Origin of the sequence: Streptomyces dysideae (genome assembly GCF_001514305.1) — a bacterium.
GTDB classification, from domain to species: domain Bacteria; phylum Actinomycetota; class Actinomycetes; order Streptomycetales; family Streptomycetaceae; genus Streptomyces; species Streptomyces dysideae.
Map to the genome: position 1 here is coordinate 28,693 of NZ_KQ949129.1, position 19,656 is coordinate 48,348.

Below are 19,656 nucleotides of genomic sequence, written 5' to 3' on the forward strand. Positions count from 1 at the left end.
CGTCGGCCGAGCCCGGCCTTGCGCTTGGAGCGGGGCGGGCGCGGCGCGGCGCGGCGATGGATGCGCCCCCCGTCGGCCGCCCGTGCCGGTCACGACTGGCCAACCGTGCGACCGTGGTGCGCTCAGCGAAGCGGCGCGGCACGGGTAGTGAGGCCGCCGTCCGGCACCCGGCCTGCCGAACCCGCCAACCCCGCCAAAACCGTGCGCTCAGCGAAGGGACGCGGCCCGGTCTGGCGCGGCGCAGAGCGGCCCGACCCAGCACCCCCGCCGAAGAGCAGGCCAGCCTCCTCCGCCTCCCCACTCCCACCCCCACCCACCAAGCCCCTCAAGCCGTACGCTTCCGCGCCGCCGACTTCTTCCCCGCCGCCGACTTCTTCGCAGCCGTCGTCGTCTTCTTGGCCGTCGTTGACGTCTTCTTCGCCGACGCCGTCTTCTTCGTCCCCTGCGTCGACTTCGCCGTCGACTTCTTCGCCGACGCCGTGGTCTTCTTCGCGGCCGTCGTCTTCTTCGCCGTGGACGTCGACTTCTTCCCCGGCGTCTTCTTCGGCGTCGCCCGTGCCGTCTTCCGCTGTGGCAGGCGTCTGACCTCGCCCTTCTCCGGTTCCTCCGCTTCCTCCGCTTCCTCTGCTTCCTCCGCTTCCTCTGCTTCCTCCGCTTCCTCTGCTTCCTCGCCCCGCGACTCCTTCGCCTCGCGCACGCTCTTCTCCAGCGCCGCCATCAGGTCGAGGACCTTGCCGCCCTTCGCCGGCTCAGGAGCCTCCGGTGGCGTCTCGCCGGCGGCCTTCGCGGCGACAACCTCCTCCAGGGCCTCGCGGTACTCGTCGTGCAGGTCCTCCAGCTCGACCTCGCCGAGGGTGTCCATCAGGGCGTCCGCGAGGTCGAGTTCCTTGTCACGGACCGTGACGCTGGCGTCGGGGGCCACGCCCTCGGGGGCGCGGACCTCGTCCGGCCAGAGCAGCCCGTGCATGGCGATGGCGTCGCCGACCACTCGCAGCATGCCCAGGCGTTCCCGCCCGCGCAGGGCGTACTTGGCGATGGCTACCCGGTTGCTGCGCTTCAGCGCCTCCCGCAGCAGGGTGTACGGCTTCGCCGCCGGCGCGCCCCCCGCCGCCAGGTAGTACGCCGCGTCCATCTGGAGCGGATCGATCGCGTCCGACGGGACGAAGGCCACGATGTCGATGGTCTTCGCCGTCGGGAGCGGCAGATGGGCCAGATCCTCGTCGGTGATCGGGACGATCGTGCCGTCCGCGTCCTCGTAACCCTTGCCGATCTCCGACTGGGCGACCTCGCGGTCCTCCAGTTCGCAGACCTTGCGATAGCGGATGCGGCCGCCGTCCTCCGTGTGGATCTGGCGGAACGCGATCGAGTGGCTCTCCGTGGCGTTCACCAGCTTGATCGGGATGCTGACCAGGCCGAACGAGATCGCACCGTTCCATATGGATCGCACGTGAGGAACCCTTTCGATCGGTTAAGTAGTGATTCACAACATTTAGACCGCATTCTCTGGAATTCTCATCGTATGACGCCGATCACAGAGGTGGAGGGGCGACGGCTCGCGCTGAGCAATCTGGAGAAGGTGCTGTACCCGGCGACCGGCTTCACCAAGGGCGAGGTGCTGCACTACTACGCCACCACCGCCGATGCCCTCCTGCCCCATCTGCGGGATCGGCCGCTGTCCTTCCTGCGCTATCCGGACGGGCCCGACGGTCAGGTGTTCTTCGCCAAGAACGTGCCGCCGGGTACGCCCGACTGGGTCACCACCGCCGAGGTGCCCCGCGTCGAAGGGCCCGCGAGGATGGTGCTGGTGCAGAACCTGGCGACACTGATGTGGGCCGCCAACCTCGTCACCGAGTTCCATACGCCCCAGTGGCTCATCGGCGATCCCGGGCAGGCCGACCGGCTGGTCTTCGACCTCGATCCCGGCTCGCCCGCCACCGCCGTCCAGTGCTGCGAGGTCGCCCTGTGGCTGCGGGACCGGCTCGCCGAGGACGGGATCGAGGCGTTCGCCAAGACCTCCGGGTCCAAGGGGCTGCATCTGCTGGCGGCCGTGCGGCCGACGTCCTCCGAACGGACCAGCGAGTACGCCAAGGAGCTCGCCGTCGGGGCCGAGCGGGCCATGCCCCGGCTGGTCGTCCACCGGATGACGCGGAGCCTGCGGCCCGGGAAGGTCTTCGTCGACTGGAGTCAGAACGCGGCGAGGAAGACGACGGCCACCCCCTACACCCTGCGCGCCCGCCCCGAGCCGACCGTCTCCGCCCCCGTGACCTGGGAGGAGGTCGAGGACTGCCAGTCGCCCGGCCGGCTGTCCTTCGTCGCCCCGGACATCGCCCCACGCCTCCAGGACTACGGCGACCTGCTGGCCCCGCTCCTCGACCCGGCCCGCGCGGGCCCACTGCCCTGACCACCAGAGCCCCCAGACGAACGAGCCGCAGGGAAACACGACCTCCCCTGCACACCGCCCGCCGCGCCCTCACCGTCGGCCTGACCGCCCTCGCCCTCGGAGCCGTGTCCTGGGGGCCTACGACCTCCGCGACCGCCCCGGAACGGCCCTCGGCGAAGTCCGCGAGCGCCGAGGTGATCGCCGACTGGAACGAGACGGCCGTCGCTCGACCACTCTTCCGAGCCCCTGAAGAAGATCCGTGAAGTAGATCTATACCCGCGTCCACGTATGCCGGTCCCGCGCCATCGCGTGCAGCGCCGCCACGTCCGCCGGCTTGAGCACCCCGCCCAGACGGGCCAGGTCCGCCATCTCCGTGTCCCTGAGGACGCGGACCTCGCGGAGCGGTGCGGTGATCGTCACGTTTGCCGGTTCACACAGGGCGAGGACCGGGTGGACCTCGGCGGTCAGGGCGTAGGAGGCGCGGTCGGCGTCGGCGCGGACGCGGCGGAGCAGCGCGGTGGGTTCGCGGCGGCCGAGGGTGACCATGGGGTCGGCGACCGTGACCCGCTGTTTGCGGGCGTACACGGTGTGGACGGCGAACAGGCCCCCGGGCCCGATCGCCAGGTGATGGACGCGGTCGCCGCCGGGCAGCGGGACGGAGTGCAGGGCGTGCCAGCCCGCTCCGTCCAGCCGGTCCAGGGTCTCCCCCACGGTCTGCTCGGCGTGCAGCGCGCGCCGCCGTGGATCGGGGCGCAGGCGGTGCGGCGGGCCCGGGGCGCGGTCCAGGTCGATCAGGAGGGCCTCGCCGGGGCGGTTGGGGGCCAGGTCGTCGTCCGGGTGGAGGGACAGCCGGGCCAGCTCCGCCGGGGTCGGCACCGGGGGCGGGCCGACCGTGACCGGGCCGGTGACGAAGGGGCCCAGGGCTTCGAGTACGTCGTCTCTGCGGTCGTCGCTGAGCAGGTTGACCCTGGCTGCCTCCCTGTCGTACCAGGCGACGTTCCTGCCGTCCGTGAGACAGACGTACAGCCGTTCCTGGCCGTGTCGCCAGGTCGGTATGACGCGCAGTCCACTCATGCATCATCACCCCATGACCATGGGAACAGGCCCAGTACTCCAGGGGCAAGAACCCGGTTACCTTGGGGTGAGTGGCAGGGGCTTGTGAGGTGATTTGCAAGGGGCTTGGGAGGCGCCATTGCGCACGCGCAGGAACCAACCCGACGTACCGGCTCCGGACAGTCCGTGGAGCCGGATCGCGCCCGGTCTGTGGATGGGCGGCCACGAGTTCAAGGGCCGCTCGGGACAGCTGGAGTTCGCCGTCGTACGGGGCGAGTTCGATCTCGTCCAGACACTTCTGCGGCTGCCGGGGCACGGGCCCGATGCCGGAGTCGAACACCATGTGTGGCCGATTCCGGACGGTCCGTTGGACGGGACCCAGCTCGCCGGGGTCATCCGGCTGGCGGAGGCCGTATGCGAGGCGCTGAACGCGGGCCACGAGGTACTCGTCCGCTGTTATCACGGGTACAACCGCTCGGGGCTGGTCGTCGCGCACGCCCTGGTCCGGCAGGGGCACACCGTCGACGAGGCGATACGGCTGATCCGGGACCGGCGCTCGCCGTGGGCCCTGCACAATGAGCTGTTCGTCGAGTACCTGCGGGCGGGGCTGTCGACCGCGCGGCTGCTGGAGGAGCTCGCCGAGTAGCACGAGCGATAAATAGGATTTGCCTACGAATAAGGTGTAAGGGCCGGCGGCCGAAGAGAATCGTCCGCAGCACCCCTCGTCGCACTCTCACTGTCCGAACCGCTGGAGCACCGTGCCGCCGCCCCTCCGCCGTGTCCGTACGATCGCCGCGGCCGCCCTTCTCATGGCGGCCGCGGCGGCCTGCGGTGACGCCGGCGGGCTGCAGGGCGCGGGCGCGACGCCGACCGCGGTCAGCCCGGACCGGCTCTGGCCGAGTCTGACCCCGGCGTCCAGCCCGGCCTTCGAGATCGGCGAGGTGGACACCGAGGTGGTGAAGGGCATCACGGTGCCCGGCGGCGACATCCGCAACGTGGACCCGGTCGCGCTGGTCCGCGCCGAGATCGCCGGGGAGCCCGGCACCTACAGCGAGGGCGGGTACGACGAGACGGCCCGCCGGATGACCGACTGCGGCGCCGGCGGCAGCCTGGCCGGGAGCAGGTGTCCGGTGCTCCAGCCCTACTACCGCGACCTCACCGGCGACGGACACGACGACCTGACGCTGGGCGTGCGGCTGCTGCCCGGCAACCTGACCGGCGTACGCGTCTACACCGTCGAGAAGGACAAGACCGGGAAGAACAGGCTCCTGCAGGTCATGTCCTACGACGACGCGGTGAGCGGGGTCGAGCTGGCCCGGCGGTCGGTGATCATCCGGTCTCCTTCCGAGGTCGCCGGGTACGAGTACCGCCTGCAGTGGACGTGGGACCAGCAGCAGCGCGCGATGCTCCTCACGCACGACGAGATGCTCCGCACCGGCGCCCGGAAGCACGTTCCGCATCCCTCGCCCACCCCGTCCCCGTCCCGTTCCGCGAGCGGCCGATGAGGCTCGCGCTCCCCCAGTGGGCCGGCACGCTCGCCGTGAAGGCCGCCGTGTTCATCACCGTGATGTGCTGCGCCCTCGCCGCGCTGCTCGGCGTCCTGGTGCACGTCTCGGTGACGAACCAGACCGTCGGCCAGGCCCGCGACCTCGCGCTGAGCCGGCTGGAGGAGGCGACGGCGGCCTTCGAGACCGGCGACACCCTCGGCCGGCACGCCAGCGTCGATCCGCCGGGGCTGCCCGAGTCGCTGCGGGAGCTGGCCCTGGCAGGCGACCGCGGCACGATGGTCGCCGAGCACCGGGGGCGCCCCACGATGTGGGCGGCCGGCCCCGCCGACGGCGACCGGGCCCTCGCGGTCGAGGTCGACTACTCGCAGAGCGCCCGCACCATCGAGGGCCTGGACCAGGCGATCCTGTGGTCGTCGGGCCTGGCGATCGGGGCGACGCTGCTGGTCGGCGCGGTCGCGGTGACCCGGGTGACACGGCGGCTGCACGCCACCGCGCAGGTCGCCCGGCGGATCAGCGGCGGCGACCTGGACGCCCGCGTCGACGACCCCCGTACGAAGGAACCGGCCCGGCCGCAGGACGAGGTGGCCGCGGTGGCTTCCGCGCTGGACTCGATGGCGGCCTCGCTGCAGGGGAAGCTGCTCGCCGAGCAGCGGTTCACGGCGGATGTCGCCCATGAGCTGCGTACGCCGCTGACGGGGCTGCATGCGGCGGCGGAGCTGCTTCCCGCGGGGCGGCCGACCGAGCTGGTGCGGGACCGGGTGGCGGCGCTGCGGACGCTGACCGAGGACCTGTTGGAGATCTCCCGGCTGGACACCGGGCGGGAGCGGGTGGAGCTGGACACCGAGCCGTTGGGGGCGTTGACGGAGCGGGTGGTGCGGGGGTCCGGGACGGACACGGAGGTTGTCGTCGTACGGGATGCGCGGGTCGAGACGGATCGGCGGCGGCTGGAGCGGGTGCTGGGGAATCTTGTGGCCAACGCGCACTCCCATGGGCGGGGGCCGGTGTCTCTGACCGTGGATGGGCCTGTGGTCACCGTGCGGGATCACGGGGGCGGGTTTCCGGAGTATCTGGTAGCGCATGGGCCGCAGCGGTTTCGGACCGAGGGCGGGTCCAAGGGGCATGGACTCGGCCTGACCATTGCGGTGGGGCAGGCTGAGGTTTTGGGGGCTCGGCTGGTGTTTTCGAATGCGGCTGATGGTGGGGCCGTTGCGACGCTGACGTTGCGGTAGGTGGGTGACTGCGGGCCCGGTGGGGGCTGGTCGCGCCCACGCGGCGGAGCCGCGTATCGATACAGCCCCGCGCCCCTGAGAGCCAAAAGCCAAAGGCAAAAGGCCTCCTAGTGGACCAGCGTGACGAGCGGGCGCCCGACATCACTCCTAACGTGGCGGTTAGTCAGGTTTCGCACTCTCCATGGAGGTACCGTCCATGTCTCTGCGCTCCCGCCTCGCCATATCCCTCGCCATAGGCATCCTCGCCGCCGCAGCCACCGCCTCCCCCGCCGCCGCCGATGAGGACTGGGGGCATCACCACGATCACGACCAGCGCCCCTCCAAGGGCGTCGTCACCGCTGACACCCTGCTGTTGCGCAGTGCGCCGAACCGGGGGAGCCAGGTGATCCGGACCGCCCACCGGGGCGACACCGTGAAGATCTTCTGCCAGGCCGCCGGTGAGAGCGTCCAGGGCAATCCCCTCTGGTATCTGCTCCCGGACGGCACCTGGGCCTGGGGGTCGGCCCGCTACATCAAGAGCATCGGGGCCGCGCCACGCTGGTGCTGAACCGCGGGGCACACAAGACAGATTATTTGGGTAGGTTCCGGACATGATCAAGGCCGGATCCACCGTGGCCCCAGCGGACGCCCCCGCTCCCGCCGTACGCCTGCCCCGGCGCCGTGGCATCGAACTGGCCCTCATCGTCCTGGCCGTCCTGCTCTCCGTGTACGGCTACTGCGACGTCGGCCTCGCCAAGAACGGCACCGTCCCACCCGGCGCCGCCGGTTACGGCGCCGGGCTCGGTGTGCTCGCGCTGGTCGCGCATCTGGCGGTGCGGTTCCGTGCCCCGTGCGCCGATCCGCTGCTGCTGCCGATCGGCGTGCTGCTCAACGGCCTCGGCCTGGTCCTGATCTACCGGCTCGACCTGGAGACACCGGGCGACCGGGCGGCGCCCACCCAACTCGTGTGGTCCACGCTGGGGGTGGCCCTGTTCATCGTGACCGTGCTCCTGCTCCGCGACCATCGCCTCCTCCAGCGCTACGCCTACGTCTGCGTGGTCGCCGCCCTGGTGCTGCTCACCCTGCCGATCCTCTTCCCGGCCGTGAACGGCGCCCGAATCTGGATCCGGATCGCCGGATTCTCCATCCAGCCGGGCGAGTTCGCGAAGGTGCTGCTGGCGGTGTTCTTCGCCGCGTACCTGGCCGCGAACCGCAACGCCCTGGCGTACACGGGCCGGCGCGTCTGGCGACTCCAGTTCCCCACCGGGCGCGTCCTCGGTCCGATCGTCACCATCTGGCTGCTGAGCGTCGGTGTCCTGGTCCTCGAACGGGACCTCGGGACCTCGCTGTTGTTCTTCGGGCTGTTCGTCGTACTGCTGTACGTCGCCACCGGCCGCGTCGGCTGGCTCGCGGTCGGCCTGCTGCTCGCGGCGCTCGGCGCGGTGGCCGTGGGCTGGCTGGAGCCGCATGTGCACAACAGGGTCGAGGACTGGCTGCATCCGTTCGCGTCGATCGAGGCGGGGCAGGGCCCGAACCAGCTCGCCCAGTCGCTGTTCGCCTTCGCGGCGGGCGGCATGCTCGGCACGGGGCTCGGCCTCGGCCACTCGATCCTCATCGGGTTCGCCGTCAAGTCCGACTTCATCCTGGCGACGGCGGGCGAGGAGCTGGGGTTGGCCGGTCTGTCCGCGATCTTCCTGCTGTACGGGCTGCTGGTGGAGCGCGGGTACCGGGCGGGCCTCGCCCTGCGCGATCCGTTCGGCCGGCTGCTCGCGGTCGGGCTCGCCTCGATCGTGGCGCTCCAGGTGTTCGTGATCGCGGGCGGGGTGACCGGTCTGATCCCGCTGACCGGCATGGCGATGCCGTTCCTGGCGCAGGGCGGCTCGTCGGTGGTGACCAACTGGGCGATCGTGGCGCTGCTCATCCGGGTGAGCGACCAGGCGAGAGGCCAGTATCAGAATCAGGACCAGTACGAGGCGGAGGGCCGCGTATGACACGACACCTCCGGCACGCCGTGGTCTTCTGCGCCCTGCTGCTCGTGGCGCTGCTGGTGAACGCCACCCGCATCCAGGTCTTCCAGGCCCAGGCGTACGACGACAACCCCGCCAACCGCCGCCAGTCGATCGCGCGTTACGGCCAGCCCCGCGGCGACATCCTGGTCGGCGGCGAACCGGTCACCGGGTCCCGGGACTCGGGCGACCGGCTCCGCTACGAACGGACGTACCGGGACGGGCCGTTGTACGCCCCGGTGACCGGCTTCGCCTCGCAGGAGTACGGCACGACGTTCCTGGAGGAGGCCGAGGACGGTGTCCTGTCGGGCACGGACCCGATGCTCTCCGGCTTCCCGCTGTGGAACGACTTCATCCGTGCCCAGAGCCCCGGCGGCGACGTCGTCACCACCCTCGACCGGGCCGCGCAGGAGGCGGCGTACGAGGGGCTCGCGGGGCGCAAGGGCGCGGTCGCGGCCGTCGAGCCGTCGACGGGACGGATCCTGGCGCTGGTGTCGGCACCCTCCTACGACCCGGCCGCGCTGTCCGGGAACGGTCCGGCGGTGGCCCGGTCCTGGGCGCGGCTGAACGGTGACGCGGACAAGCCGATGCTCAACCGGGCGGTGCGGCAGACGTATCCGCCGGGTTCGACCTTCAAGGTGGTGACGGCGGCGGCCGCGCTGGACTCGGGTGTGGTCACGGATCTGGACGCGCCGACCGACTCCCCCGCGCCGTACACCCTGCCCGGCACCAGGACCTCGCTGACGAACGACGCGGACGGGTGCGAGGACGTGTCGATGCGGACGGCGTTCGAGTGGTCGTGCAACACGGTGTTCGCCAAGCTGGGCGTGGCGGTGGGGGTGGAGGACATGGTGGCGACGGCGCAGGCGTTCGGCTTCAACGACGCGGGCCTGCGGATCCCGTTCTCGGTCGCCGAGTCCACCTTCGACACGTCGGTCGACAAGGCGCAGCTGGCGCTGTCGTCGATCGGGCAGTACAACACGCGGGCGACGCCGCTGCAGATGGCGATGGTGTCTGCGGCGGTGGCGAACGGCGGCCAGGTCCGGTTGCCGCACCTGGTGGAGCGTAGGACCCGGGCGGGCGGCACGACGATCGCCACGACCGGCTCGCGCCCGCTGCGCCAGGCGATGCATCCCTCGACTGCGGTGCGGCTGAAGGAACTCATGAGGGACGTGGTGACGGAGGGCACCGGTATGAACGCCGCCATCCCCGGCGCGACGGTCGGCGGCAAGACCGGCACCGCCCAGCACGGCATCGGCAACTCCGGGACGCCGTACGCCTGGTTCGTGTCGTGGGCGCAGGGCGGCCGGGACATGACGCCGAAGGTGGCGGTCGCGGTGGTGGTGGAGGACGCGGACGCGGACCGCGGGGAGATCAGCGGGGGCGGGGACGCGGCGCCGATCGCGCGGGCGGTGATGGCGGCGGTGCTCGGCTCACCTGCTGGCGGCGGCCGTTGACGTCTCCTCGATGAGTACGCCCGGCAGCGCGACGTACGCCGTGACGCCCGCGCCCGGAGTGGGGCGCAGTTCGACATGGGCGCCGAGGCGGGCGGCGAGGGCGCCGACGACATGGTGGCCAAGAAACCTTGTCGGGGCGGCCGGGGCGGTGAGCAGAGTGTCGCCCGTACCGGAGAGCAAGGCGTTGGCCTCCGCCATGCGTTCGGCGGTCATGCCGATGCCCTGGTCGACGACGGCGAGGCAGTACTCGCCGCCGTCCCGCCAGCCGTAGACCTGGACGGGCTGCCTGGGCGGGCTGAACATGAGCGCGTTCTCCACCAACTCGGCCAGCAGATGGGAGAGTTCGGCAACGCAGTGGCCGCGGACTTGGCACGGCCGGACGTCGGTGACGGCGACACGCCGGTACTGCTCGACCTCGGCGACGGCCGACTGCACCACCTCGTGCACGGCGACCGTGCCGCGCCAGGTACGGGCGGGCGCCTCCTCGCCGGCCAGCACCAGCAGGGACTCGGCGTTGCGGCGCATCCGGGTGGCCAGATGGTCGAGTTCGAAGAGTTCGGCGAGGGCGTCCGGGTCGAGTTCCTGGCTCTCCAGGGTGGTGATCAGACCGAGCTGACGGTTGAGGAGCGTCTGGTTGCGGCGGCCGAGGTTGGCCAGGGACTCGGTGCTGGTGCGGCGCAGGACGGCCTGTTCGGCGGCGAGGCCGACGGCGGTGTGCTCGACGTTGCGCAGGGCGGCGGCGAGGCGGGTGATCTCCCGTGCGCTGCCGGGCAGTTGGGGCTGTTCGGGCTCGGCGGGAAGGGGCGTGTCGGGGTCGGCCTCCTGGATGCGGCGGACGGCCTCGGGCAGCCGGGTGCCGGCCACGGCGTCGGCCTGGTCGGCGAGGGCGCCGAGGGGGCGGGTGATGGAGCGGGCGGAGAAGAGGGCGAGTGCGGTGGCGACGGCGAGGATCAGGGCGCCGAGGGCCAGATAGCCGCCGAGCTGGCGGGTGGCGGCGGCACCGGTGTCCGCGGCCCGGGCCCGCACCGCGTCGCCGACCAGCTTCTGCACGCCGTGCAGATCGTCGACGACGACCGTCATGTCGGCCCACCAGCGGGCGGGGGCGACGGAGAGGGCCGCGCCGTCGGCGCCGCGCTCGGCCCGCGTCTCGTAGCCGGTGACACGGCGGGCGGCGGCGGTGGCGAAGGCGTCGTCGAGCGCGGACTCCTCTCCCTTTGAGGCAAGCTGACGGAACTGGTCCAGGGCGGCCACCCGGGTGGCGCGGATCTCGGTGAAGTCGAGGTACTCGCCGGACCGGAACCGCCCGGCCGCGAACACCCCGTTGAGGGAGCCGCGTTCGAGCGCGACGGCCTCGGTGGCGCGGGCGAGCGCCTGGAGCGCCTGGGCTCCCTGGGCGATCCGGCGGTCACCGTCGGGGGCACCGGCGGACTCGGCGTCGATGAGGCCGGTGACGACCTTGGTGTAGGTGTTCAGCGTGCCGGCGCGGTCGGCGGTGCCGGCGTCGACGTCGGTACGGGTGGAGGTGAGGGCGGCGACGGGGATCTCGGCGGCGGTGAGGGCGGAGACGGCGGCGCCGGGCAGGTCGCCGCGCTCCTCTCCGAGGGCCGTGCGCAGCGCCTCCCTTGCCTTGTCGGTGCGCTCCCGCTGGGCGCGCACATCGTCACCGTACTCCTCGGCGCCCCCCAACAGCCCGCTCGTGAGCCCTCGTTCACGCTGCACCTCGCGCACGAGGTCCTGCACTCGCAGGAGGACGCCCACATGCGCCTCGGTCCCCCGGGCGGCGGACCAGTCGGAGGCGCGGTCGGCGACGCCCAGTCCGATCAGGGTGAGCAGCAGGCAGGTCGGGACGGCCAGGACGATGGCCATACGGCCGCGGATGGAGTTCCAGCCGGGCAGAGCGGGCGGTCGGAGGCTGGTCAATGCGTTCCCCGTCATGCCCGAGGAGGCTACGGGCGTCCTGGTCAGAGCTCGGTTTCTCCGCCGTAAGACGGCTGTGCACAGGTACTCACCCGGGCGCCGGGCCGCCTGTGAAAGGGGGACATGTGCTCACGTAGTGAGACGGGGTCTGGGACTGCGAGCCCGCCCGACCTATCGTTCGGTCCATGACGACAGCCGCCGCGTACGAACTCGCCCAGGTCAACATCGGCCGCCTCAAAGCCCCGTTGGACTCACCGCAGTTGAAGGACTTCGTCGACAACCTCGACCCCGTGAACGCCGACGCCGACGCCGCCGACGGTTTCGTCTGGCGGCTGGAGGGCGCATCCGGCGACGCGACGGACGTGCCCGTCTTCGGCGACGAGTGGTTGATCATCAACATGTCGGTGTGGCGCGACGCCAACGCGCTGACGGCGTACATGTACCAGGGCCGGCACCGCGAAATGCTGGCCCGCCGCCGCGAGTTCTTCGAGCGCGTCCAAGAGGTGATGTCGACCCTGTGGTGGGTCCCGGCGGGCCACCGTCCCACGGTCGCGGAGGCGGAGTCCCGCCTCCTCCACCTCCGCGCGAACGGACCCACGCCGTACGCCTTCACACTGCGGACGTCGTTCCCGGCGCAGGGGGCGGAGCCTGTCGCGCTGGAGGTGCCGGACGATCTGGGGTGTTCGGTCTAGCGGCGGCGGTTGATCGCGGTGAGGTCGATGTCGATGGGGAAGGGGACAGCCAGCGTGAGCTTGTCGTGGTAGATGCCCGTGGGCACGTACGCCCTGGTCGCAGGGTCGAGCTCGTAGACGTAGACCACAGGGAGGCCGTTTGCCTCCTCGACCCGCCAGAAGTACGGGATGCCCACGGCGGCGTACTTGCGGGGTTTGACCTCGCGGTCGCGCACCTCGGAGTCCTCGGAGACGACTTCAACGGCAAGGATGACATCCTGGGGAAGGAGCCGTGTCCGCTTGGGCCCCGTGTCCGCACCGACGCGGGCCACCAGCACATCGGGCTCGGGGCGGTTGTGCTTGTCGAGCGTGACCGTGAATTCCCGGTAGGCGTCGAACTCGTCCGGTGCCTGATTGAACAGCGCCGTGTCCAACAGGCGAATCGTGCACATATGGAACGTGGTCTGCGGACTCACGAAGACAAGACTCCCGTCGATCAGCTCCGTGTGCGGAGGAAGGTTGGGAAGCTCGTCGAGGTCGTCCGCCGTCCAGCCGCCCACCGGCGGACGGGGCCACTCGTAGTCGTCGTCCAGCCCGTACTCGCGTGCGGCGCTCATGATTGCTCCCATGTGCCGGAGTCTGCCTGGCTCGGTCAGCGTACCCAGGGCGAACGCCGATTCGGTGATCCGTCGAGTGATCGTCAGGCGCGTCATTGACGCCTTGACCAGCCCTCCGCCCCCGCCTCGATCACTCCCGTCGCCCATCTCGAAGACGCCCATGTCGACGTAGGCCCTGCTGGAGGCGTTTGCCCCACAGGCCGATGTCCTTGACACAGGGGACGATGCGGCTGAACAGCAGCTGGCGCTCAGACGTGGTAGACGCGGGGTCAACAAGTCCGGCGCGAGGGATTGACGAGCTTGCTGACACGCAGTCTCATAAGGCCATGACAACGCTGACGGAAGCCGACGCGCTCGCGGGGCTGCGCGACGCGCTCGGCCTGCTCAAGGACAGGGAGCAGGTGGCCCAGCGGCTGCTCGACTCCTCCGCCAAGCACTCCTTCGACCCCGACAAGGAGCTCGACTGGGACGCGCCCTTCGAGGAGGGCAAGTGGTTCTGGCCGCCGGAGCTGGTGTCCCTGTACGACACGCCCCTGTGGAAGCGGATGGGTGAGGAGCAGCGGATCCTGCTGTCCCAGCACGAGGCGGCGGCGCTGGCTTCGCTGGGGATCTGGTTCGAGATCATCCTGATCCAGCTGCTGGTGCGGCACATCTACGACAAGGCGGCGACCAGTGCGCATGTGCGGTACGCCCTCACCGAGATCGAGGACGAGTGCCGGCACTCGAAGATGTTCGCGCGGCTGATAGCGCGGGGCGGGACGCCCTGGTACCCGGTGAGCCGGACCCACCAGCGCCTCGGGCGCCTGTTCAAGACCATCTCCACCACGCCGGGCTCCTTCACCGCGACGCTGCTCGGCGAGGAGGTGCTCGACTGGATGCAGCGGCTGACGTTCCCGGACGAGCGGGTGCAGACCCTCATCCGCGGGGTGACCCGGATCCATGTGGTGGAGGAGGCCCGGCATGTGCGGTACGCCCGCGAGGAGCTGCGGCGGCAGATGGTGACGGCCCCGAAGTGGTCTCAGGAGTTCACGCGGGTCACGTCGGGTGAGTTCGCGCGGGTGTTCTCGGAGGCGTTCGTGAATCCCGAGGTGTACACGAACGTGGGGTTGGACCAGCGGGAGGCGCTGGCGCAGGTGCAGGCCAGCGGGCATCGGCGGGAGGTCATGCAGACCGGGGCCAAGCGGCTGACCGACTTCCTGGATGACATCGGGGTGCTGCGGGGCGTCGGGCGGCGGTTGTGGCGGTCATCGGGCCTGTTGGCATAGCCCATGCGGTGGGCGGGGGCGGATACGCTGCTGGTCATGGCCCCCTCCGCCCCCACCCCCGCCTACCGCCGGCTCGGCGTCGAGGAACGTCGTCGTCAGTTGCTCGAGGCCGCGTTGTCCCTCTTCGCGCACCGCGTTCCCGAGGACGTGTCCCTGGACCACGTGGCGGAGGCGGCCGGGGTGTCGCGCCCGCTCGTGTACCGGTACTTCCCGGGCGGCAAGCAGCAGCTGTACGAGGCCGCGCTGCGGTCCGCCGCCGAAGAGCTCCAGCACTGCTTCGACGAACCCTGCGAGGGCCCGCTCCTCCGCCGTCTCGCCCACGCCCTGGACCGGTACCTGGCCTTCGTCGACCAGCACGACGCCGGTTTCCAGGCCCTCCTCCAGGGCGGCAGCGTCGTCGAGACGTCCCGTACGACCGCCATCGTGGACGGCGTGCGCCGGACCGCCGCCGAGCACATTCTCAGCCACCTCGAGGTCACCGAGCCCGGCCTGCGGCTCCGGATGACCGTACGGATGTGGATCACCGCGGTGGAGGCCGCCTCCCTGATCTGGCTCGACGAGGGCAAGCAGCCACCCCACGACGAGCTGCGGGACTGGCTGGTCGAGCAGTTCACGGCCGTACTGTCGGTGACCGCCGGCCGCGATCCGCAGACGGCCGCGCTGGTGCGGGCCCTCGCTGACGATGCCTGACACTGGTGCCGTGAAGAGCGAAGACACTCCCTTCGAGGGCGGGCCCATGGACGGCAGGGTGCTGCCGGTGCTGCTGGGCCCGACCGGGCATCCGCCCAAGACGTACCGCATCCCCGTCCCGGATCCCGACGGAGGCCCGCCGACCGTGCTCGTGTACCGGCGTGTACCGCGCGGCCACAGCAAGCGGCTCGGACTCACCCAGGGCTGGAAGTACGAGTACGCCGCCGAAGGTGAGAGGGGGGCGGGCAAGCGGGGCGGCAAGCTCAAGTGGCCGTGGTCCAAGCCCGACGCCACGCCGGGCGGCAAGCCGGACGACACCGACGGGTGACGGCGTTGCGCCGAACCGCGCACACCGGCGCGCGGACCCGGCACGCATGCCTGATGCTCGCGGTGCGGAGCGGAAGTCCTGCCCCGCACCGGAGGTGATGACGTGTCAGGAAGGCTTCTGCGTCTGGTGTGTACGGCAACGGTGGCGGCCGGGACCGTCCTCGCACCCCTGCCCGCCGCGGCCGTCCCCGAGCCCGGCGAGCGCCCCGTCTCCGAACTGCTGACGGACCTTCAGCGCCTGTACCAGGAGGCCGAGGAGGCCACCGAAACCTACAACGCCACCGAGGAGAGGCTCAGGGAACAGCGCGCCGAGGTCCGCCGCCTCGACGCCGACCTGGCCCGCGCCCGCCTCTCCCTGCACGACAGCCGGGGCGCCGCGGGCCGCCTGGCCCGCCAGCAGTACCAGAGCACCACCGACCTCTCCCCCTACGTCCGCCTCCTCCTCGCCCGCGATCCACAGCACGCCCTCGACCAGGGGCACGTCATCGGCCAGATGGCACGCGAGCGGGCGGAGACGGTGGGCCGCCTGACCGGCGCGGAGAAGAAGGCCGACGACCTCGCCCGCAAGGCCCGCAAGGCCCTCGACGCCCAACTCGCCCTCGCCGAACGCCAGAAGAAGGACCGCGACGGCGTACAGAAACGCCTCAGGGAAGTAGAGGAGCTCCTCGCCTCCCTCACCCCCGAACAGCTCATCGCCCTGGCCGAGTTGGAGAAGAACGGCATCGAGAAGACGCAGCGGAAATTCGTCGCCTCGGGTGCGCTGAGCAGCGAGCGGAAGCCGTCCCGGGAGGGCGACCGGGCGGTGCGGTACGCCCTACGGCAACTCGGGAAGCCGTACGAATGGGGCGCCGAGGGCCCGAAGGCGTACGACTGCTCCGGCCTGACCTCCGAGGCCTGGGGCCACGCCGGGACACCGATCCCGAGGACCAGCCAGGAACAGTGGGCGCAGCTCCCGAGGATCCCCCTGACCGAGCTGCGCCCCGGTGACCTGGTGGTCTACTCCCCCGAGGCCACCCACGTGGCGATGTACCTGGGGAAGGGTGAGGTGGTCGAGGCACCCCGCACAGGAGAGAAGATCAAGACCACCCCGATCGCATCCCGCCCGATCCTTGGAGCCGTACGCCCGCGACCAGCCACAACCAACCCGCAGCCACAGAACCCCCGCACCCCCTACGGCGATTAGGCCCCCGCAACTTCCCCGAGGTACGCCTCAGTCTTGCCGGGCTCATAGAAGAAGTTCTCAAAATCGCCGGGGTCGTTGAACGCATTGGCGAACCGATCCGCCACCGGCTGAAGCTGCCCCGCCGCCCCGATAAGGTTCAGCACATGCTCCGGCGGCGGAGCCAACATCGCATTCGTCCACTTGGTGACATGCTGCGCAGTCTCCCAGTACCGCTCAAAAGCGCTTCGCATCCACGCCTCGTCGAACTCCTTGTCCCCGTGCTCAAGGATCGCCGCGAGATAGGCCGCCGCACACTTGGACGCCGAGTTGGACCCCTGCCCGGTGATCGGATCGTTGGCGACCACCACATCCGCGACACCGAGGACCAGGCCGCCGCCGGGCAGTCGGCCGACGGGGTTGCGGACAGTCGGAGCGTACCGACCGCTCAACACGCCACCCGCATCCGTGAGTTCGACCTTCGTGGCCCGCGCGTACTCCCACGGCGTGAACTTCTCCATGAGTTCCAGGGTCAGGGAGAGGTGTTCCGCCGGGTCCCTCACGCCGTCGAAGGCGTCGAGCGGGCCGCCGGGTATGCCCTCCCAGAACAGGATGTCCGCGCGGCCGGAGGTGGTCAGGCACGGCATGACGAACAGCTCGCCGACGCCGGGGACGAGGTTGCAGCGGACGGCCTCCATGTCCGGGTGCTCCGGGCGCGGGCCCAGACCGTGGACATAGGAGACGGCGAGGGCACGCTGCGGCTCGCTGTAGGGGGAGCGCGACGCGTCGCGGCCGAACATCTGAACCAGCTCGCCCTTGCCCGCCGACACCAGCACCAGGTCGTACGTACGGGAGAAGTAGTCGAGGTCGCCGACCGCGGCGCCGTGGATGACCAGCTGGCCGCCGCGCTGTGCGAAGGTCTCCATCCAGCCGGCCATCTTCACCCGCTGGTCGACCGACTGCGCGAACCCGTCGAGGTGGCCCACCCAGTCGATCGCACGCTGCGTCGGGCCCGGGTCGTGGGAGCCGGGGGCCGCGACCGAGACACCGAGTCCTTCGATCTTCGGGGCCTGGGACTCCCAGAAGTTCAGCTGGAGATCGCGCTCGTGCTGCAGTGCCGTGTGGAACATGCACTGCGTCGACATGACCCGGCCGGAGCGGATCTCGTCCGCCGTCCGGTTGGACATCAGGGTGACCTCGTACCCGTGCGACTGGAGTCCGAGGGCGAGCTGGAGTCCGGACTGGCCGGCTCCGACGACGAGTATCTTCCGCATGCGGGTGGCGTCTCCTAAAGGGGGATCACTCGGGCGTGGCGTCCAGCGCGTGGCCGACGAGGGACAGCAGCGTCTCGATGACCGAGATCCGGCGCCGGGCGTCCATGATCATGACAGGTATGTGCTTCGGGATCGTCAACGCCTCCCGGACGTCCTCCGGCTCGAACCGCGCGCTGCCGTCGAAGTGGTTGACCGCGACGACGTACGGCAGTCCGCAGCTCTCGAAGTAGTCGAGCGCCGGGAAACAGTCCTTCAGACGGCGGGTGTCGGCCAGGACGACGGCGCCGATCGCGCCGCGCACCAGGTCGTCCCACATGAACCAGAACCGCTGCTGGCCCGGCGTGCCGAACAGGTAGAGCACCAGGTCGTCGTCGAGCGTGATGCGGCCGAAGTCCATGGCCACGGTGGTGGTGAGCTTGCCGGGCGTGGCGGTGAGGTCGTCGGTCTCCGCGCTCGCCTCGGTCATCAGCGCCTCGGTCTGCAGCGGCGTTATCTCCGAGACTGCGGTGACCAGCGTGGTCTTGCCGACGCCGAAGCCGCCGGCCACGACTATCTTCGTGGCGACGGGGGCCCGGGTGCGGTCCGTCTGCCAGGACCTGAGGTTCTCGTCGGGCTCGACGAACGGGGAGACACCGCGAGCGGCGTCAGAGACGACGGAGTCCACTCAGCACCCTTTCCAGCAGCGCCCGGTCCGGGCGGCCCGTGCCGTGACCGGTTCCGGTGCCGTACACACGGATCTTTCCCTGGTCCGCGAGGTCGCTCAGGAGCACCCGGACCACGCCGAGCGGCATCCTCAGCAGCGCGGCGATCTCGGCCACCGTGCGCATGCGGCGGCACAGTTCGACGATGGCCCGCATCTCCGGCATGACCCGGGTGGCGAGGGAACCTCCCCCGCTGCCAATAGCGCGGGCGGTGCCCCCAGTCAGCTCCTTGCGCTCCTCCGGGGCGTCCAGCGCGGCCACGAACGTCTCCACGAGGAGCACGTGGCCGAAGCGGGTGCGGCCGCCGGTCAGCGAGTACGGGCGTACCCGGGCGGGCTTGCGGCCGTCGCCACGGACGGGGAGCTGGGGCCGGTCACTCATCGCGTACTCCCCGCCGACTCGGCCTCCAGGGATTTTCGCAGCTCACTGCGGAGTTCGGGGGTGAGCACATGGCCGGCCCGGCCGACGAACAGCGCCATGTGGTACGCCACGACGCTCATGTCGCAGTCCGCGGAGCCGTGGACGCCGAGCAGGGAGCCGTCGCTGATCTGCATCACGAACAGGCTGCCCTCGTCCATGGCGACCATCGTGTGCTTCACGCCGCCGAAGTCCATCAGCTTGGCGGCGCCGACGCAGAGGCTGCCGATGCCGGACACGATGGTGGCGAGGTCGGCGGAGGAACCGCGTGGTCCGGTGCGCTTCTCTCCGAGGGTTTCTCTGGCTTCGGCGTTTCGGCCGGGGTCCGAGGAGAGCAGGAGGAGGCCGTCGGAGGAGACCACCGCGACTGATTGGATGCCCGGCACCTCCTCGACCAGATTCGTCAACAACCAGTGCAGGTTGCGGGCTTCACTGCTCAGTCCGAAGGTACTGGGCGCGGTCAACTGCTTGCCTCCTCGACTGTGCCCCCCGTGGCTGCTTCGGATTGTGCGGGTTCTGTGGCGGGTGCCTCGGCGGGCGCCTTGGTCTGACCCGTGTGTTCGGCGATCTCCACCTCTACGTCGCGGTAGCCGGCCTCCGCCCCCCGGCGGAAGCCGCCGAGGCGGCGGCGGAGTGCGTCGGCGTCCACGTTGCCGCTGCGCGGGCGCGGGACGGACGTGGGTTCGGTGAGCTTGGGTGTGCGCTTGGGGAGGCCCTTGTCGGTGAGCTGGTCGTCGGGGACGCGCTCGTGTTCCGCCTCGGCTTCGCCTTCGGCGGGGTTGCTGTTCCCACCCGCACCGCCCGTGCGGCTTTCGTCGCCGGGTGCGAGTGGCCCCTGTGGGGCGTCCTCGCCGTCGGCGACCGCGGGTGCGGTGTGCGCACGCTCGGCTGCCGCCGGCTCCGGGTCCGCCGCCGGACTCGGGATCAGGAGCTCCATTGTGGTCTCGGTGATCGCCACGGGCTCGGGCTCGGCGGGCGTCGTCCCGGTGGGCGTCATCGGGTCGGG

General features: G+C 70.9%; 20 protein-coding genes and 2 pseudogenes. 12 read left to right on the plus strand and 10 right to left on the minus strand.

The window, feature by feature from the left end; genetic code table 11:
* Window positions 1-325: 325 nt before the first annotated feature.
* Complete coding sequence (gene ku / locus AQJ91_RS45120) at window positions 326-1,447, minus strand: non-homologous end joining protein Ku (RefSeq protein WP_067035084.1); 1,122 nt, start codon at window positions 1,445-1,447, stop codon at window positions 326-328.
* Window positions 1,448-1,519: 72 nt separating this feature from the next.
* Between ku and ligD the strand changes: the two genes are divergently transcribed.
* On the plus strand, window positions 1,520-2,401 hold the full coding sequence (gene ligD, locus AQJ91_RS45125) for a non-homologous end-joining DNA ligase (RefSeq protein ID WP_067035088.1): 882 nt from the start codon (window positions 1,520-1,522) through the stop codon (window positions 2,399-2,401).
* Between the two features lie 249 nt (window positions 2,402-2,650).
* On the opposite strand, the gene AQJ91_RS45130 is transcribed toward ligD, so the two are convergent.
* Window positions 2,651-3,454 (minus strand): nuclease-related domain-containing protein, encoded by an 804-nt coding sequence (locus tag AQJ91_RS45130; RefSeq protein WP_067035091.1) that lies wholly within the window; start codon window positions 3,452-3,454, stop codon window positions 2,651-2,653.
* A 118-nt stretch (window positions 3,455-3,572) separates the two neighbouring features.
* Between AQJ91_RS45130 and AQJ91_RS45135 the strand changes: the two genes are divergently transcribed.
* The 6 genes from AQJ91_RS45135 (at window position 3,573) to AQJ91_RS45160 (ending at window position 9,612) form a co-directional block, all read left to right on the plus strand.
* Complete coding sequence (locus tag AQJ91_RS45135) at window positions 3,573-4,079, plus strand: protein-tyrosine phosphatase family protein (protein WP_067035094.1); 507 nt, start codon at window positions 3,573-3,575, stop codon at window positions 4,077-4,079.
* 163 nt (window positions 4,080-4,242) lie between these two features.
* Window positions 4,243-4,938, plus strand: coding sequence for a hypothetical protein (locus AQJ91_RS45140; RefSeq protein ID WP_067035150.1), 696 nt, complete (start codon window positions 4,243-4,245; stop codon window positions 4,936-4,938).
* The gene (locus AQJ91_RS45145; RefSeq protein ID WP_067035097.1) at window positions 4,935-6,170 is read left to right on the plus strand and encodes a sensor histidine kinase; all 1,236 of its coding nucleotides are present in this window, start codon (window positions 4,935-4,937) and stop codon (window positions 6,168-6,170) included. The genes AQJ91_RS45140 and AQJ91_RS45145 overlap by 4 nt, the downstream gene beginning before the upstream one ends.
* Before the next feature lie 196 nt (window positions 6,171-6,366).
* The gene (locus AQJ91_RS45150) at window positions 6,367-6,717 is read left to right on the plus strand and encodes an SH3 domain-containing protein (protein WP_067035100.1); all 351 of its coding nucleotides are present in this window, start codon (window positions 6,367-6,369) and stop codon (window positions 6,715-6,717) included.
* A 43-nt stretch (window positions 6,718-6,760) separates the two neighbouring features.
* The gene (locus AQJ91_RS45155) at window positions 6,761-8,140 is read left to right on the plus strand and encodes an FtsW/RodA/SpoVE family cell cycle protein (protein ID WP_067035103.1); all 1,380 of its coding nucleotides are present in this window, start codon (window positions 6,761-6,763) and stop codon (window positions 8,138-8,140) included.
* Window positions 8,137-9,612 carry a penicillin-binding transpeptidase domain-containing protein gene (locus AQJ91_RS45160; protein ID WP_067035105.1) on the plus strand — a complete coding sequence of 492 codons (1,476 nt, stop codon included), beginning with the start codon at window positions 8,137-8,139 and terminating at the stop codon, window positions 9,610-9,612. Before AQJ91_RS45155 ends, AQJ91_RS45160 begins: the two co-directional genes overlap by 4 nt.
* Here the strand turns inward: AQJ91_RS45160 and AQJ91_RS45165 are convergent.
* Window positions 9,589-11,547: a sensor histidine kinase gene (locus tag AQJ91_RS45165; protein WP_079085687.1), complete on the minus strand. Its 1,959-nt coding sequence runs from the start codon at window positions 11,545-11,547 to the stop codon at window positions 9,589-9,591. The genes AQJ91_RS45160 and AQJ91_RS45165 overlap by 24 nt on opposite strands.
* Before the next feature lie 167 nt (window positions 11,548-11,714).
* On the opposite strand from AQJ91_RS45165, the gene AQJ91_RS45170 reads away from it, so the two are divergent.
* Window positions 11,715-12,221 (plus strand): DUF3291 domain-containing protein, encoded by a 507-nt coding sequence (locus tag AQJ91_RS45170; protein ID WP_067035111.1) that lies wholly within the window; start codon window positions 11,715-11,717, stop codon window positions 12,219-12,221.
* Here AQJ91_RS45170 and AQJ91_RS45175 read toward each other — a convergent pair.
* Window positions 12,218-12,817, minus strand: a complete 600-nt coding sequence (locus AQJ91_RS45175) for a Uma2 family endonuclease (RefSeq protein ID WP_067035153.1) — start codon at window positions 12,815-12,817, stop codon at window positions 12,218-12,220. The genes AQJ91_RS45170 and AQJ91_RS45175 overlap by 4 nt on opposite strands.
* Before the next feature lie 132 nt (window positions 12,818-12,949).
* Window positions 12,950-13,064, minus strand: a pseudogene (locus tag AQJ91_RS56975) (aminobenzoate oxygenase); the annotation flags it as partial.
* 79 nt (window positions 13,065-13,143) lie between these two features.
* Between AQJ91_RS56975 and AQJ91_RS45180 the strand changes: the two are divergent.
* The 4 genes from AQJ91_RS45180 to AQJ91_RS45195 all read left to right on the plus strand — a co-directional run bounded on the left by AQJ91_RS45180 (window position 13,144) and on the right by AQJ91_RS45195 (window position 16,282).
* Complete coding sequence (locus tag AQJ91_RS45180; RefSeq protein WP_067035114.1) at window positions 13,144-14,082, plus strand: AurF N-oxygenase family protein; 939 nt, start codon at window positions 13,144-13,146, stop codon at window positions 14,080-14,082.
* 36 nt (window positions 14,083-14,118) lie between these two features.
* On the plus strand, window positions 14,119-14,772 hold the full coding sequence (locus AQJ91_RS45185; protein WP_067035116.1) for a TetR/AcrR family transcriptional regulator: 654 nt from the start codon (window positions 14,119-14,121) through the stop codon (window positions 14,770-14,772).
* 10 nt (window positions 14,773-14,782) lie between these two features.
* Window positions 14,783-15,100, plus strand: a complete 318-nt coding sequence (locus tag AQJ91_RS45190) for a hypothetical protein (protein WP_067035119.1) — start codon at window positions 14,783-14,785, stop codon at window positions 15,098-15,100.
* Between the two features lie 102 nt (window positions 15,101-15,202).
* Window positions 15,203-16,282, plus strand: a complete 1,080-nt coding sequence (locus AQJ91_RS45195; RefSeq protein ID WP_067035122.1) for a C40 family peptidase — start codon at window positions 15,203-15,205, stop codon at window positions 16,280-16,282.
* On the opposite strand, the gene AQJ91_RS45200 is transcribed toward AQJ91_RS45195, so the two are convergent.
* The 5 genes and pseudogenes from AQJ91_RS45200 to AQJ91_RS45220 all read right to left on the minus strand — a co-directional run.
* On the minus strand, window positions 16,279-17,532 hold the full coding sequence (locus tag AQJ91_RS45200; protein WP_067035125.1) for a styrene monooxygenase/indole monooxygenase family protein: 1,254 nt from the start codon (window positions 17,530-17,532) through the stop codon (window positions 16,279-16,281). The two genes, AQJ91_RS45195 and AQJ91_RS45200, sit on opposite strands and share 4 nt — an antisense overlap.
* A gap of 25 nt (window positions 17,533-17,557) precedes the next feature.
* Window positions 17,558-18,196: a GTP-binding protein gene (locus tag AQJ91_RS45205; protein ID WP_067035127.1), complete on the minus strand. Its 639-nt coding sequence runs from the start codon at window positions 18,194-18,196 to the stop codon at window positions 17,558-17,560.
* Entirely contained in the window at window positions 18,177-18,614 is a 438-nt protein-coding gene (locus tag AQJ91_RS45210) for a DUF742 domain-containing protein (RefSeq protein ID WP_067035130.1), read from the minus strand. The genes AQJ91_RS45205 and AQJ91_RS45210 overlap by 20 nt, the downstream gene beginning before the upstream one ends.
* Entirely contained in the window at window positions 18,611-19,114 is a 504-nt protein-coding gene (locus tag AQJ91_RS45215; RefSeq protein ID WP_067035133.1) for a roadblock/LC7 domain-containing protein, read from the minus strand. Before AQJ91_RS45215 ends, AQJ91_RS45210 begins: the two co-directional genes overlap by 4 nt.
* Window positions 19,111-19,656 (minus strand): annotated as a pseudogene (locus AQJ91_RS45220) (histidine kinase); the annotation flags it as partial. The gene AQJ91_RS45215 and the pseudogene AQJ91_RS45220, both read right to left, overlap by 4 nt.

What these genes read in the sequence shown, in the direction of transcription:
- ligD (WP_067035088.1), top strand. Translation starts at nt 1,520, where the DNA reads ATGACGCCGATCACAGAGGTGGAGGGGCGACGGCTCGCGCTGAGCAAT.
- AQJ91_RS45130 (WP_067035091.1), bottom strand. Translation starts at nt 3,454, where the DNA reads ATGAGTGGACTGCGCGTCATACCGACCTGGCGACACGGCCAGGAACGG.
- AQJ91_RS45140 (WP_067035150.1), top strand. Translation starts at nt 4,243, where the DNA reads ATGGCGGCCGCGGCGGCCTGCGGTGACGCCGGCGGGCTGCAGGGCGCG.
- AQJ91_RS45145 (WP_067035097.1), top strand. Translation starts at nt 4,935, where the DNA reads ATGAGGCTCGCGCTCCCCCAGTGGGCCGGCACGCTCGCCGTGAAGGCC.
- AQJ91_RS45150 (WP_067035100.1), top strand. Translation starts at nt 6,367, where the DNA reads ATGTCTCTGCGCTCCCGCCTCGCCATATCCCTCGCCATAGGCATCCTC.
- AQJ91_RS45155 (WP_067035103.1), top strand. Translation starts at nt 6,761, where the DNA reads ATGATCAAGGCCGGATCCACCGTGGCCCCAGCGGACGCCCCCGCTCCC.
- AQJ91_RS45160 (WP_067035105.1), top strand. Translation starts at nt 8,137, where the DNA reads ATGACACGACACCTCCGGCACGCCGTGGTCTTCTGCGCCCTGCTGCTC.
- AQJ91_RS45165 (WP_079085687.1), bottom strand. Translation starts at nt 11,547, where the DNA reads ATGACGGGGAACGCATTGACCAGCCTCCGACCGCCCGCTCTGCCCGGC.
- AQJ91_RS45170 (WP_067035111.1), top strand. Translation starts at nt 11,715, where the DNA reads ATGACGACAGCCGCCGCGTACGAACTCGCCCAGGTCAACATCGGCCGC.
- AQJ91_RS45175 (WP_067035153.1), bottom strand. Translation starts at nt 12,817, where the DNA reads ATGAGCGCCGCACGCGAGTACGGGCTGGACGACGACTACGAGTGGCCC.
- AQJ91_RS45180 (WP_067035114.1), top strand. Translation starts at nt 13,144, where the DNA reads ATGACAACGCTGACGGAAGCCGACGCGCTCGCGGGGCTGCGCGACGCG.
- AQJ91_RS45185 (WP_067035116.1), top strand. Translation starts at nt 14,119, where the DNA reads ATGGCCCCCTCCGCCCCCACCCCCGCCTACCGCCGGCTCGGCGTCGAG.
- AQJ91_RS45200 (WP_067035125.1), bottom strand. Translation starts at nt 17,532, where the DNA reads ATGCGGAAGATACTCGTCGTCGGAGCCGGCCAGTCCGGACTCCAGCTC.
- AQJ91_RS45210 (WP_067035130.1), bottom strand. Translation starts at nt 18,614, where the DNA reads ATGAGTGACCGGCCCCAGCTCCCCGTCCGTGGCGACGGCCGCAAGCCC.